The organism is Neobacillus paridis (assembly GCF_016765675.1).
Lineage (GTDB): Bacteria > Bacillota > Bacilli > Bacillales > Cytobacillaceae > Neobacillus > Neobacillus paridis.
Window position 1 is genome coordinate 1 of sequence record NZ_JAESWB010000258.1, and the last position, 13,321, is coordinate 13,321.

The following is a 13,321-nucleotide window of genomic DNA, read 5'->3' on the forward strand; positions in this document are numbered from 1 at the left end:
GCATTAAAAGAGTTGGCCGGTTTTTAAAAAAGACAAATTTTCTATCAAGAGAGCACTCTAAATAAGTGAATCCGCTTTCACTTCTGTGGAGATAAAAAAACTGCCCACAAATACTTGACTCAAACAACACTATTACCAAAGTTCAAGCAATTAGAAAGTATGGTAAAATAAATTGAAATGTATGTAAGGGAGGTAATCAAATGCCTAATACAATGAAGCCGACGCATTCCATTGAAATTAAAGAATTACTCAGGTTCAGTGATCGAACAATAAAAGCGAAAAAAGGGGAATACTTATTTCAAGAAGGAATGGACGCGTACGAGCTGTATTTGATTATTTCGGGAAAAGTACAAATAAGTAAAATAACAACAGATGGACGTGAACTTTCACTTCGAATTTGTGGAGAAAATGATATATGTGGTGAATTAACTTTATTTACGAATTCTCCAAAGTATCTTTTAAGTGCGCTCATCATTGAAGACGGGGAAATCGCTGCAATTAAAAAAGATGTAATTGAAAAAGAAATATTTCAAAATAGCGCATTAGCCTTTGAATTTATGAAATGGATGAGCGATCATTTCCGTAAAACACAAACGAAATTCCGTGATTTAGTTTTAAATGGTAAAAAAGGCGCGTTATTTTCCACCCTTATTCGTATGACAAATAGTTATGGTGTAAAAAAAACAGATGGAATATTAATCGATCTGCCTTTAACGAACCAGGAGCTTGCAAATTTTTGTGGAACATCAAGAGAAAGCACGAACCGAATTTTGAATGAATTAAAACGTGACAAAGTTATTTCATTAAAAAAAGGAAAAATAACTGTTCACGATCTTCAATTTCTTAAAGATGAAATTGGCTGTGAGAACTGTCCAGCTATTTACTGCAGTATTGATTAGTGTGCTGACTTAAGTTAAGTCAGCCTCTTTAATTTTTGTTGAAAGGTGCCCGACCTAAACCATCTATGGATCCTGTGAGACCTTACTGCGTTAGAGCGTTTCCGTTTTTTCTTTCGCAAACATTTGAACTGACAGGCTCTTGTCAGTTCCCATATCACTATAAAAGGATCTTTATTAAAATCCCCCCATTACCATAAGTGGTAAGCACCTCCTTGATTATTCCGATCATTTCACACCCGCATTATAGTTAAATTATCACCATGTATAAGTGAAAAACCTCACATTTTCCATTTTTAAAATCATAACTTCTTATTTTTTGACTGTTTTGTGACAAAAAAATCTAGTGTGAAGTTATTCACAGTTTCCCCCATTCCCACATTGTTACATTAAAGCTAACAAAAGCGACTTAAATAGTAAGTAAAGGCTTTTTGAAAAAGTCGTGAAAAAGGAGAGATGATGAATGAAAAAGAAGCGTTCACCTTTAACCAACCGCTTAAAATATTTAACTCCAATTGAAAAACAAGCAAATAACCATAGCCAAACAACTTATGAAAATCGTGACTGGGAAAAAGCTTACAGACAAAGATGGCAGCATGATAAAATCGTCCGATCGACTCATGGTGTTAACTGTACTGGTTCTTGCAGCTGGAATATTTTTGTGAAAGATGGAATTGTTACTTGGGAAGGACAGCAGCTTGATTACCCTTCAACTGGTCCAGATATGCCAGACTTTGAACCGCGCGGCTGTCCTCGTGGAGCCAGTTTTTCTTGGTATATATACAGCCCATTACGTGTGAAGTATCCATATGTTCGCGGTATTTTATTAAATATGTGGAATGAAGCTTTAAAAACCAATAAAAATCCATTAGATGCTTGGAAAAGTATTGTTGAGAACCCCGAGAAAGCGCGTGCCTATAAACAAGCACGCGGTAAAGGAGGTCTTGTTCGGGCAGAGTGGGATGAAGTTATAAAATTAGTCTCTGCATCCATTTTGTATACAGTTTTAAAATATGGACCAGACCGCAATGTTGGATTCTCACCAATTCCAGCAATGTCAATGGTTTCACATGCAGCAGGCTCTCGCTTTATGTCACTAATTGGTGGGCCAATGCTAAGCTTCTATGATTGGTACGCTGACCTCCCTCCTGCTTCACCACAAATTTGGGGAGATCAAACAGACGTACCTGAAAGTAGTGACTGGTACAATTCCGGCTACATTTTAACTTGGGGCTCAAACGTACCGCAAACTCGAACACCAGATGCTCACTTCCTTGCAGAGGTTCGCTATCGTGGAACAAAAGTAGTTTCAGTAAGCCCAGATTATGCGGAATCTACAAAGTTTTCAGATGACTGGATGAAGGTAAAACAAGGAACAGACGGTGCTTTAGCAATGGCAATGGGCCATGTTATTTTGAAAGAATTTTATGTTGACAATCAGCATGACTACTTTATCAATTACTCTAAGCAATATACGGATTTCCCATTTGTTGTCACATTGAAAAAGGATGGAGATCATTACATTCCGGATCGATTCCTTAACGCAAATGATCTTGGCAAAGAAGTCGGAAATGGCGAATTTAAACCAGTTCTATTTGACGAAAACACTGAGAAGCTTGTTATTCCAAACGGAACGATGGGAGCTAGATGGGAAGATAAAGCTAAGTGGAATTTAAAAATGGTGGACGAAGAGTCCGGTGAAGCCATTAACCCAAGATTATCTTTCAAAGGAATCGAAGAAGAAGTTGCGACTGTAAAGATTCCATACTTCTCACATGAAGGCAATCAAGTTCTTTATCGAAACGTTCCTTTGAGAAAAGTAGAAAACAATGGTGAAGTATTCTATACAACTACTGTATTTGACTTAACACTAGCAAACTATGGTGTGGACCGCGGACTTGGTGGACAAACTGCAAAATCTCTAGAGGACAATGTACCGTTCACGCCAGCATGGCAAGAAAGCATTACAGGAGTCAAACAAGAGCTTGTCACAAAAATTGCACGTGAATTTGCACAAAATGCTCTTGATACAAATGGCCGCTCGATGATCATTGTTGGTGCCGGGATTAACCATTGGTTCAACTCAGATACGATTTACCGCGCTGTCTTGAATCTAGTACTATTTGTTGGAGCACAAGGTGTAAATGGCGGCGGATGGGCGCACTATGTCGGTCAAGAAAAGCTTCGTCCTGCAGAAGGCTGGCAAAATATCGCAACTGCTCGTGACTGGCAAGCACCGCCGAAATTACAAAACGGAACATCCTTCTTCTATTTTACAACCGATCAATGGAGATACGAGGATCAACCAGTTAGCAATCATATTTCACCCATTCATGAAAAAGCGCGCTATGACCATTATGCTGATTATAATGTTCTCGCGGCACGACTTGGTTGGCTTCCTTCTTATCCAACATTTAATCAAAATAGCATTGATCTTTATGAAGAAGCAGCAAAATCAGGTGCAAAAACACCAGAAGAAATCGGCAAATATGTTGCAACAAAATTAAAAGAGGGCAAATTACAATTTGCAATTGAAGATCCTGATAACCCGGTCAACTTCCCTAGAAATCTATTTGTTTGGCGGGCAAACTTAATTTCTAGTTCAGGAAAAGGACATGAATATTTCTTAAAGCATTTATTAGGAACTTCAAATGGATTATTAAATGATGACGAAGATTCTTTAAGACCAGAAGAAGTGAAATGGCAGACAAAAGCCCCTGAAGGAAAATTAGATTTATTAATTAACTTGGATTTCCGCATGGCTGGAACTGCTCTTTATTCAGATGTCATCCTACCTGCTGCAACCTGGTATGAAAAGCATGACTTGAACAGCACGGATATGCATCCTTTTATCCATCCGTTTAACCCCGCAATCTCTGTACCATGGGAAGCTAAATCGGATTGGGACATTTTTAAAGCATTAGCTGGCGGTGTATCCAAGCTAGCAACTGAACTTAATTTAGATCCTGTAAAAGAAGTTGTTGCAACACCGCTTCAGCATGACACTCCTCAAGAGTTGGCTCAACCACTAGGAACAATTAAAGACTGGAGCAAGGGTGATTGTGAACCTATTCCAGGTAAAACAATGCCACAAATTCACGTGGTTGAACGGGATTACAAGCTTATTTTAGATAAAATGACTTCTTTAGGACCGAATATCGCCAATCTCCCTTATGGAATTAAAGGGATCAACTGGTCAGCTAAAGAGGAGTATGAAAAGTTAAAAAAGATACTTGGCACAGTTAAAGGTGGAATTGCTGATGGCTATCCAAATATTGAATCAGGAAGAAGTGTTGCTGAAGCGATTTTAACCCTGTCTTCTACTTCTAATGGAAGAATGGCAGTGAAAGCTTGGGAAGCACTTGAAAAGAAAACGGATCTTGAATTAGTGGACCTTGCCGCAGAACGTGAAGAAGAATGCTTCACTTTTGAACAAATTACGGCTCAACCAAAAACAGTAATCACTTCTCCTGCCTTCAGTGGCTCAGAAAAAGGCGGACGTCGTTATTCTCCATTTACAACAAATGTGGAACGACTCATCCCTTGGAGAACGATTACTGGTAGACAATCTTTCTATGTTGACCATGAAATGATGCATGAGTTTGGTGAGACTATGGCAACCTTTAAGCCGATTCTACAGCATAAACCATTCAAGGCAAATCGTCCTGAAGTGGAAGGAAAAGAAATTGTACTGAACTATTTAACACCACATAATAAATGGTCGATTCACAGCATGTATTTCGATTCTCAACCAATGCTCACACTTTTCCGAGGTGGTCCAACAGTTTGGATGAACAAAGACGATGCTAGTGAAGTCGGAATTCAAGATAATGATTGGATCGAATGCTTCAACCGTAACGGGGTTGTTGTCGCAAGAGCAGTTGTTTCGCACAGAATCCCAAGAGGCATGGCATTCATGCACCATGCTCAAGACAGACATATTAATGTACCTGGAACAAAATTAACAAACAATCGCGGCGGAACTCATAACAGTCCGACACGGATCCATATGAAGCCAACTCATATGATTGGCGGCTATGCGCAATTAAGCTACGGCTTTAACTACTACGGACCAACAGGAAACCAACGTGACTTAAATGTGGTCATCCGCAAACTGAAGGAGGTTGATTGGCTTGAAGATTAAAGCACAAATCGGAATGGTCATGAACTTAGATAAATGTATCGGCTGTCATACTTGCAGCGTAACCTGCAAAAACACCTGGACCAATCGTCCAGGTGCAGAATATATGTACTTTAACAACGTTGAAACAAAGCCTGGTATCGGATATCCAAAGCGTTGGGAAGATCAAGATTTATATCGTGGCGGCTGGGAAATGAAAAACGGCAAGCTGCAATTAAAATCTGGTTCAAAAGCAAATCGTTTATTGAATCTCTTTTACAATCCGAATCTACCGACCATTGATGATTACTATGAACCTTGGAACTATGATTATGATACATTAACAAGCAGCCCAGCAAGAAAAAATCAACCAGTTGCCCGCCCAAAATCAGCTTTAACCGGCGAATTTATGGAAATTCTTTGGGGACCAAACTGGGAGGATGACCTTGCAGGTGGACACGTAACTGGTCTTCAAGATCCAAACGTGGAAAAAATGGAAGACAAAATCAAAACAGAATTTGAAGATGTGTTCATGATGTATTTACCAAGAATTTGTGAACACTGCATCAATCCTGCTTGTGTCAGCGCTTGTCCATCTGGTGCAATGTATAAACGCGATGAAGATGGGATTGTTCTTGTTGACCAAAATGCATGCCGTGCTTGGAGACATTGTGTATCATCCTGCCCCTATAAAAAGGTTTATTTTAACTGGCAAACAAATAAAGCGGAAAAATGCACGCTTTGCTTCCCAAGAATTGAGGCAGGAATGCCAACAATCTGTTCTGAAACTTGCGTCGGTCGGATCCGCTACCTTGGTGTCATGCTTTATGATGCTGACAAAGTTCAAGAAGCTGCAATGGCTGATGAAAAAGACCTTTATCATGCACAATTAGAGGTATTTTTAAATCCAAATGATCCTGAAGTAATCGCAAAAGCAAAAGAAGAAGGAATTCCAATGGAATGGATTGAAGCAGCGCAAAAATCTCCAATTTATAAAATGATTATTGATTGGAAAATTGCTCTTCCACTCCATCCCGAATATCGCACATTGCCAATGGTTTGGTACATTCCACCACTTAGCCCAATTATGAATATGTTTGAGGGTATTGGAAGCAGCTCAAACGCAGAAGATATTTTTCCTGCTATTGATCAAATGCGTATTCCTATTCAATATTTAGCCAATCTATTAACTGCTGGTGACGAAACTCATATTCGTACGACATTGAAAAAAATGGCGGTCATGAGAACGTATATGAGAAGTGTGCAAACAAATAAACAACCAGATGTTGAGCTAGTAAAATGCTTAGGCTTAAGGGAACAAGATATGCAAGACATGTATCGTTTACTTGCGATTGCGAAATATAATGATCGCTTCGTTATTCCTGCTTCTCACCGTGAAGAGATAGCAGATCTTTACAGTGAACAAGGCAGCTGTGGCTTAGCATTTGCTGGCGGTCCTGGAGCTTGCGGAACTTTATAAGGTTATTGAGTTTACTCACGAAACCATCATTTCAAAGAAAGTTGGTGATTCCTATGTCCTACTCACAAATTCAACAAACCTTTCAACTTTGCTCATACTTATTAAGCTATCCCGATCAAGAATTAATGGATTCTCTTGAAGATGTTAAAAGCGAACTTGAATCTCTCGCTTTCTCAGCAATAAAAGAAGAGCTCGTACAATTTTTGGAAAAAGCAAAGTTGAAATCATTAAGTGAGCTTATTTCAACCTATGTATACACCTTCGACTTTGGCAAAAAAACCAATCTATACGTCACATATATGACAAATGGCGAACAGCGTGAAAGAGGCATGGATCTTTTATTTTTAAAAAATTATTACAGATTGAATGGCTTTGACGTTACTGATAAAGAATTACCAGATTATTTACCAATCATGCTAGAATTTGCGAGCCTTGTCGATAAAGAAACGTTAAAGCCGGTTTTTGAACGGTATTTAGACAATATTAAAGAAATCAATAATCATTTAGATTCTGAAGTTAATCTTTATGGTCATATAACGAAAACGATTGTGTTAGCACTAGAGGAAGCAGGTATTTCAAAGCCGGTACGAAGGAGTGGAGAAATATATGTTTGAACAGTTTCTATGGGTAATTCTCCCTTACATTGTTCTTGTGATATTCATTGGCGGACATATATACCGTTATCAGCATGATCAATTTGGTTGGACCTCTAAGTCAAGTGAATTGTTGGAAAAGAAAATGCTGAGAATTGGCAGCAACATGTTCCATTGGGGAATTATTTTCGTATTTGGTGGTCATGTCATGGGACTGTTAATTCCAATTGAAGTTTATGAATCCATGGGAATAACAGAGCATCAATATCATATAATTGCACTTGCTGGAGGAATTCCAGCTGGGATTTTGGCAACCGTTGGGATTTTAATTTTATTCTATCGTCGCATGACCGTACGCCGTCTTGTGGCAACAAGTACAAAAGGAGATTGGACAGCTCTTTTCTTCTTAACAATTGTTATTTTATCTGGTATGTCAGCGACCCTTTTAAATATTGATTCAAACGGCTTTGACTACCGCACAACGATAGGTCCTTGGTTAAGAGGGATTTTAACCTTCCGTCCGGATGCTAATCACCTTGCAGAAGTGCCAGTTTGGTTTAAAATTCATATCATTGCAGTATTAGGAATCTTTGCTGCATGGCCATTTACAAGACTTGTACACGTATTTAGCATGCCTGTTCGTTATTTAACTAGAAGCTATGTTGTTTACCGTAAACGTACACCAAAGCAAGAAGGTTTACGGTAATAAAAAATAAGCGTACCTTTACGGTGCGCATCATAAATAACCGTTTATCTTGATTTTTTTAATCAGATAGACGGTTATTTTATATTAATTGCCACATTCTTCTTGGATCATTTTTGACCAAGGCATATAAAAATTTAAAATTTCTGGTTGTTGATAGATATTAAGGTTCGGCAAATCCGACAGTAACTTCAAAAGATAACGATAGAAATCCACACCGTTCGCTTTTACAGTTTCTGCGATACTTAAACAGATAGCGTTGGCCTTTGCACCATCTTCACTAACAGAGTGGAGCCAATTTTTTCGACCAACTACACTTAGACGTATTGCATTTTCGGCTGGATTATTATCAATTTCAATACGACCATCCATCAAAAATGCTTTTAGTCCGTTTGCTCTATTTAAATCGAAAAAAGTAACATTCCCAACTTGTGTCATATTATAAAACCGTCCTTTTTGACTTCTTTTTGTTCTTACATTTTCATTTGTGGTCAAGAATCATGCGTTTGTGACGCTTGCAATCGAAATTTTTCTGCTTGGAAGCAAATCGACAAAGAATGTCCCAACAATCTCCGACTTCGAATCCTTCCGCATGATTCCGACCGTTCGAATCTTTGTAGGGTCTTCGTATCCGACGATGGGCGGAAGGTTATGTGAAAACAAGACCTACGACCCGGCTCCAACGTTCCCAAACGCCGCCCCTTACGATTGTAGAACGGCGAAGGCGACGATAGTTCCGTATAATATAGACCGTCACTAATATTGCCGAAATGACTCGCCGCGAACGCCTTCTTCCCGTCCCAACCGTTCGACCGGCAATTCCAAAACAATCCAATCAATGAACGGCAAAGAATCGAATCAATGCCGCCCGCTTGAAGAATCACTTCTTCGCCTAATTGCATGAACTCCGAAACCAACGCAAGGCGGGGCGACCGTTCCAAGCAGTCAAAGGCTTCGATTCGCTTGAATTGATAGTTCACTATATTTGCACGAGGATAATTCGTCCTTGTCACCGTTTGGACGCCTTGCGATTCCTCCGACACAAAGAACAATGACCCCCGTTGAAGTGTTCCCGCCTTATTGTCCGCATTGTGACGGAATTCCGGTGACATTCGAAGTGCAAATTCCTTCAGCGATACATAGACCCGAAGAATGTGATTCCGTATCGTGTATGATTCCGAATCAATACCCGAAACAATCGCCGAAGTCGGGTCGGGTCTTATTGTTTGATAAACGACAAGGGCAACGACCAAGACGCCCCAAGCGGCAAAGAATTGCCGTTCTTGCCTTCGAATCATATTGAACATATATCGACCGTCCTTTTCTTTTATTTAAAATGGTAATTGTGCCCGTCGTAAAGTGTGTAATGATATAAGAAATTCATTAAAGAACAAATCGTGTGCAATCTATACTTTATTTATCCTACCAAATATATATTGGAAGAACTTAAAATACACAATAATTTGATGATTTAGAAATACACAAGGAAGCTATTTTTTTCATACCAGTTCATCTTCAAAAATTCCAACAAAAGGTATTTTACTGTAATTCTCATATTTTACAATTATAAACCAATAAATATATTAAAAGGAAATGTTTACATATATATCTAATCGTGATACCATATAATTAAGATTCATAGGGGTGGTAATATTTTGAAAAAGATAATTCCCTTATTTACTATTTTCCTAATGTTTGTCTCGGGACCAATAACATCTTTTGCAGCAACAGATGCTAGTGAGAATCAAATTATGGTAGATTCAAACCATACTGATTCTGCTACATTTGAAATTGATGGGATTACATATTCTCTAACATTGAAAGTAGATGGTGATTTTCAGAAAGCAATAATTGATGACGGTACAAAAAAGGAAACAGTTTCTTATGATAGCAGTGCTGATGAACTACGTTTTAATGGTAAATTAGTAAGTGATGAAGAACTCGAATCTATGAAAAGTATTGTTGATGAAGGGATAGTAAGAGACGACATTATAAAAATAGATGATGGAAAACGGACCCAAGTTATGGTAACAAAGATTCCATATAAATTAGTAAAAACTCATAAAGGTTCTATTAATGTAACAGTGGCAACTGTATTGGTTGTAACTGGGCTTATTCTTTTGATTCCGACTGGTACGGGTGCAATCGCAGGTGTAGTTTTATCGGCAAGAGCAATAGCAATTTTAGCTTCAGCTATTGTTTCTTCAATGCAGTGTTCCTGCTTTAAGGTTGTTTATTTTAAATTCCAAACTTACTATAAAAATGCAGGAGGCTATTGGTGGAATAAATTCGTCCTGTCAGTATATAAAGATAGTAAACGTACAAAATTAATCAAAAGTGTATCCACTGAAACTAAATATGGAAAAAAATATTCCTTTGATAATTTAGGGAAAGGGAATTCTTTTATCAAGCGTTCATTACGCTTACCATCAATTGCATAGTTTTACCCTTCACGGGTCTACACTTTGTCCGGTAACAATAAAAGCGACTGGTTCTTACAATGGTCGCTTTTTATTTGTCAATAAAGTATAAATAAAGCAATGCTTAAAACGAATCATTTTAATATAAAATGTTATCCTGAATAAAATATAAGGATTATGGAATTTTATAGGAATTCAAAGATTAGGATATTAATATAAGAATTATTTATAAGGGAGGAATGGATAGTTTGAGATGGCTTGTTGCTATTCTATTTATATTACTTGGGGCTTTTTTATTTTCATTTACCATTGATGATATGGGAAAAATAGGTCGAGTAATTATGAAAACTATAGGAATTGGATGTTTTGTTATTGCTATTTTATTGTCAAAAATAAAAAAAAAACAAAATAATCATGCTAAACAAACTGAAATATAAGTGGAGATTGCATTATCAGAAAGCCCATAAAATCGGCTCATCAAAAATCTTTTTTTCATGTAGGAATACATGGGTAAGTAAAAAGGTTTAGGGTTTTCCTTATTGCTGTTAGGTTTGACCTCTGGTATGCGTTTTGGTGAACTTGCAGGTCTTACCAGAAACGACTTTGATTTTATTAATAATACGATCAGCATAAATAAAACATGGGGATATAAGAAAGATTCCCTTAAAGGATTGGGACCAACAAAAAACGAACAATCGAATCGTACCATCAAGATGGATCAGCTAACGATGAATCATTTAAAAATCTTTTTATAATAATGCCGACAAATCTTCAACAATTAGCATTTTATAGTCATGCATCAAAATATAAAGTTATCAGCAATACCACTGCAAATAAGTTGCTAAAAAAACTTTTAGACAGGCTAAATATTAATCCAATAACTTTTCACGGGCTGAGACACTCACATGCTTCCCTATTGCTCTGTGAAGGAGCAACCATTTATTACGTAAGTGAACGATTGGGACATAGTGATATCGATACTACAATTAAAAGATACACTCATGTTCTTAACGAATTACGTGCAAAAGATGAGTTAACAACAGTAAAAATCTTTGAGGCTATGGCTGTGTAAAAAACGTGTAAAATAATTTAATATCGTATCGTTTTCATTCAAATACTAGAAAAAAGAAAAAGCCGACAAATCCTTTTATATCAAAGGTTTATCGGCTTTTTCTTTTTCTTATCGTAATCAAAATTAACCTAGAGATACCGGTGGTCGGGGTCGAACCGACACTCCAGAAGGAACACGATTTTGAGTCGTGCGCGTCTGCCAATTCCGCCACACCGGCGTATTAAGATGTTGGTAATGCAATGCCGAGGACCGGAATCGAACCGGTACGGTAGTCACCTACCGCAGGATTTTAAGTCCTGTGCGTCTGCCAGTTCCGCCACCCCGGCGAAATCATTTACCCGTTCTAATCCATACTCAACATTTTTGTTTATGGAGGCGGCAACCGGATTCGAACCGGTGGTAAAGGTTTTGCAGACCTCTGCCTTACCACTTGGCTATGCCGCCATTTATGATGGAGCGGAAGACGGGATTCGAACCCGCGACCCCCACCTTGGCAAGGTGGTGTTCTACCACTGAACTACTTCCGCATGATTGGCTGGGCTAGCAGGATTCGAACCTACGAATGACGGAGTCAAAGTCCGTTGCCTTACCGCTTGGCTATAGCCCAATCATAATAAAAATGGATCAAAGAATCAATAATAAATTTATGGGGCGGCTGACGGGAATCGAACCCACGAATGCCAGAGCCACAATCTGGTGCGTTAACCACTTCGCCACAGCCGCCATAATTCTGGCAGGGGTAGTAGGAATCGAACCCACACCAAAGGTTTTGGAGACCTTCGTTCTACCTTTAAACTATACCCCTGTATATGGTGGAGGGGGACGGATTCGAACCGCCGAACCCTGAGGGAGCGGATTTACAGTCCGCCGCGTTTAGCCACTTCGCTACCCCTCCATATATCTATTCAATTAGTCAGCTTAAGGTGCCGACGAGAGGAATCGAACCCCCAACCTACTGATTACGATTCAGTTGCTCTACCTATTGAGCTACATCGGCATCTGCAATCATTTAAAAAAGTGGTGGCTCAGGACGGAATCGAACCGCCGACACAAGGATTTTCAGTCCTTTGCTCTACCGACTGAGCTACTGAGCCATTCTAGCAATGGCGGTCTGGACGGGACTCGAACCCGCGACCTCCTGCGTGACAGGCAGGCATTCTAACCAGCTGAACTACCAGACCGAATTGCGGGGGCAGGATTTGAACCTGCGACCTTCGGGTTATGAGCCCGACGAGCTACCGGACTGCTCCACCCCGCGATAATAAAAAGATATAAAGTTTTCCTATGCTCCATGCATAAGGACTGTCCCTTTCTCTACCAGCTTATTCAAGGAAGCTAATGCGTCGGGACAACTTGCAGGTTATTCATGGAAGCAACGCCCGTTGCTCCACCCCGCGATAATAAGATTTATTATGGTGGAGGATGACGGGATCGAACCGCCGACCCTCTGCTTGTAAGGCAGATGCTCTCCCAGCTGAGCTAATCCTCCAATATGTGGTGACCCCTACGGGATTCGAACCCGTGTTACCGCCGTGAAAGGGCGGTGTCTTAACCACTTGACCAAGGGGCCATATGTATTTAATATGGCGGAGAGCAAGGGATTTGAACCCTTGAGACAGGGTTACCCGTCTACACGATTTCCAATCGTGCTCCTTCGGCCACTCGGACAGCTCTCCACAAAATGGCTCCGCAGGTAGGATTCGAACCTACGACCGATCGGTTAACAGCCGATAGCTCTACCACTGAGCTACTGCGGAATAACTATATAATTCCATACTCAAAGCTTAATTTGTGTCCCCGCCTCAGAAAGAGAAACCAAGTAGCATCTCGGCGTGTACAACTCGCTGTCGATTCATGATGCTTCGCTCGTCTCTACCACTGAGCTACTGCGAAATAATTTATAAATGCCTGGCAGCGTCCTACTCTCACAGGGGCGCGTGCCCCAACTACCATCGGCGCTGAGAAGCTTAACTTCCGTGTTCGGTATGGGAACGGGTGTGACCTTCTCGCCATCACCGCCAGGCCATTAATTTAATC

The 13,321-nt window shown here is 39.6% G+C and carries 11 protein-coding genes, 16 tRNA genes and 1 rRNA gene; 9 read left to right on the forward strand and 19 right to left on the reverse strand.

What is annotated here, in order from left to right:
- Positions 1-200 precede the first annotated feature (200 nt).
- From JK635_RS17475 to narI, 5 genes are all read left to right on the forward strand, one after another.
- Positions 201-899, forward strand: coding sequence for a Crp/Fnr family transcriptional regulator (locus tag JK635_RS17475; protein WP_202655247.1), 699 nt, complete (start codon positions 201-203; stop codon positions 897-899).
- A gap of 460 nt (positions 900-1,359) precedes the next feature.
- Positions 1,360-5,040, forward strand: coding sequence for a nitrate reductase subunit alpha (locus tag JK635_RS17480; RefSeq protein WP_202655248.1), 3,681 nt, complete (start codon positions 1,360-1,362; stop codon positions 5,038-5,040).
- Complete coding sequence (gene narH / locus JK635_RS17485) at positions 5,030-6,496, forward strand: nitrate reductase subunit beta (protein WP_202655249.1); 1,467 nt, start codon at positions 5,030-5,032, stop codon at positions 6,494-6,496. Before JK635_RS17480 ends, narH begins: the two co-directional genes overlap by 11 nt.
- 53 nt (positions 6,497-6,549) lie before the next feature.
- Positions 6,550-7,110 (forward strand): nitrate reductase molybdenum cofactor assembly chaperone, encoded by a 561-nt coding sequence (narJ, locus tag JK635_RS17490; RefSeq protein WP_202655250.1) that lies wholly within the window; start codon positions 6,550-6,552, stop codon positions 7,108-7,110.
- On the forward strand, positions 7,103-7,795 hold the full coding sequence (gene narI / locus JK635_RS17495; protein ID WP_202655251.1) for a respiratory nitrate reductase subunit gamma: 693 nt from the start codon (positions 7,103-7,105) through the stop codon (positions 7,793-7,795). The genes narJ and narI overlap by 8 nt, the downstream gene beginning before the upstream one ends.
- A gap of 84 nt (positions 7,796-7,879) precedes the next feature.
- Here narI and JK635_RS17500 read toward each other — a convergent pair whose 3' ends face one another.
- Both JK635_RS17500 and JK635_RS17505 read right to left on the reverse strand, forming a co-directional pair.
- Positions 7,880-8,287 carry an IS66 family transposase gene (locus JK635_RS17500; protein WP_306792966.1) on the reverse strand — a complete coding sequence of 136 codons (408 nt, stop codon included), beginning with the start codon at positions 8,285-8,287 and terminating at the stop codon, positions 7,880-7,882.
- Positions 8,284-9,099, reverse strand: coding sequence for a hypothetical protein (locus tag JK635_RS17505; protein WP_202655252.1), 816 nt, complete (start codon positions 9,097-9,099; stop codon positions 8,284-8,286). The genes JK635_RS17500 and JK635_RS17505 overlap by 4 nt, the downstream gene beginning before the upstream one ends.
- A 348-nt stretch (positions 9,100-9,447) precedes the next feature.
- On the opposite strand from JK635_RS17505, the gene JK635_RS17510 reads away from it, so the two are divergent.
- The 4 genes from JK635_RS17510 to JK635_RS24375 all read left to right on the forward strand — a co-directional run bounded on the left by JK635_RS17510 (position 9,448) and on the right by JK635_RS24375 (position 11,284).
- Positions 9,448-10,233: a hypothetical protein gene (locus tag JK635_RS17510; RefSeq protein ID WP_202655253.1), complete on the forward strand. Its 786-nt coding sequence runs from the start codon at positions 9,448-9,450 to the stop codon at positions 10,231-10,233.
- 227 nt (positions 10,234-10,460) lie between these two features.
- Entirely contained in the window at positions 10,461-10,649 is a 189-nt protein-coding gene (locus JK635_RS17515; protein WP_202655254.1) for a hypothetical protein, read from the forward strand.
- Between the two features lie 102 nt (positions 10,650-10,751).
- Entirely contained in the window at positions 10,752-10,967 is a 216-nt protein-coding gene (locus tag JK635_RS24370; RefSeq protein ID WP_235888193.1) for a site-specific integrase, read from the forward strand.
- A gap of 2 nt (positions 10,968-10,969) precedes the next feature.
- Positions 10,970-11,284: a tyrosine-type recombinase/integrase gene (locus JK635_RS24375; RefSeq protein WP_235888194.1), complete on the forward strand. Its 315-nt coding sequence runs from the start codon at positions 10,970-10,972 to the stop codon at positions 11,282-11,284.
- Between the two features lie 135 nt (positions 11,285-11,419).
- On the opposite strand, the gene JK635_RS17525 is transcribed toward JK635_RS24375, so the two are convergent.
- From JK635_RS17525 to rrf, 17 genes are all read right to left on the reverse strand, one after another.
- Positions 11,420-11,501, reverse strand: a tRNA-Leu gene (locus JK635_RS17525).
- 23 nt (positions 11,502-11,524) lie between these two features.
- Positions 11,525-11,610, reverse strand: a tRNA-Leu gene (locus tag JK635_RS17530).
- Between the two features lie 44 nt (positions 11,611-11,654).
- Positions 11,655-11,728: transfer RNA gene (locus JK635_RS17535), tRNA-Cys, on the reverse strand.
- A gap of 8 nt (positions 11,729-11,736) precedes the next feature.
- Positions 11,737-11,811, reverse strand: a tRNA-Gly gene (locus tag JK635_RS17540).
- A 5-nt stretch (positions 11,812-11,816) separates the two neighbouring features.
- Positions 11,817-11,891: transfer RNA gene (locus JK635_RS17545), tRNA-Gln, on the reverse strand.
- 40 nt (positions 11,892-11,931) lie between these two features.
- Positions 11,932-12,007: transfer RNA gene (locus tag JK635_RS17550), tRNA-His, on the reverse strand.
- 8 nt (positions 12,008-12,015) lie between these two features.
- Positions 12,016-12,089: transfer RNA gene (locus JK635_RS17555), tRNA-Trp, on the reverse strand.
- A 5-nt stretch (positions 12,090-12,094) separates the two neighbouring features.
- Positions 12,095-12,179: transfer RNA gene (locus JK635_RS17560), tRNA-Tyr, on the reverse strand.
- A 29-nt stretch (positions 12,180-12,208) separates the two neighbouring features.
- Positions 12,209-12,281, reverse strand: a tRNA-Thr gene (locus tag JK635_RS17565).
- A 21-nt stretch (positions 12,282-12,302) separates the two neighbouring features.
- Positions 12,303-12,378: transfer RNA gene (locus JK635_RS17570), tRNA-Phe, on the reverse strand.
- Positions 12,379-12,388: 10 nt separating this feature from the next.
- Positions 12,389-12,465, reverse strand: a tRNA-Asp gene (locus JK635_RS17575).
- A 3-nt stretch (positions 12,466-12,468) separates the two neighbouring features.
- A tRNA-Met gene (locus tag JK635_RS17580) sits at positions 12,469-12,542 on the reverse strand.
- Positions 12,543-12,697: 155 nt separating this feature from the next.
- Positions 12,698-12,773 (reverse strand) — tRNA-Val (locus JK635_RS17585).
- A 6-nt stretch (positions 12,774-12,779) separates the two neighbouring features.
- Positions 12,780-12,854, reverse strand: a tRNA-Glu gene (locus JK635_RS17590).
- A gap of 14 nt (positions 12,855-12,868) precedes the next feature.
- Positions 12,869-12,960 (reverse strand) — tRNA-Ser (locus tag JK635_RS17595).
- Between the two features lie 6 nt (positions 12,961-12,966).
- Positions 12,967-13,041 (reverse strand) — tRNA-Asn (locus tag JK635_RS17600).
- A gap of 149 nt (positions 13,042-13,190) precedes the next feature.
- A 5S ribosomal RNA gene (gene rrf / locus JK635_RS17605) occupies positions 13,191-13,307 on the reverse strand.
- Positions 13,308-13,321: the final 14 nt, after the last annotated feature.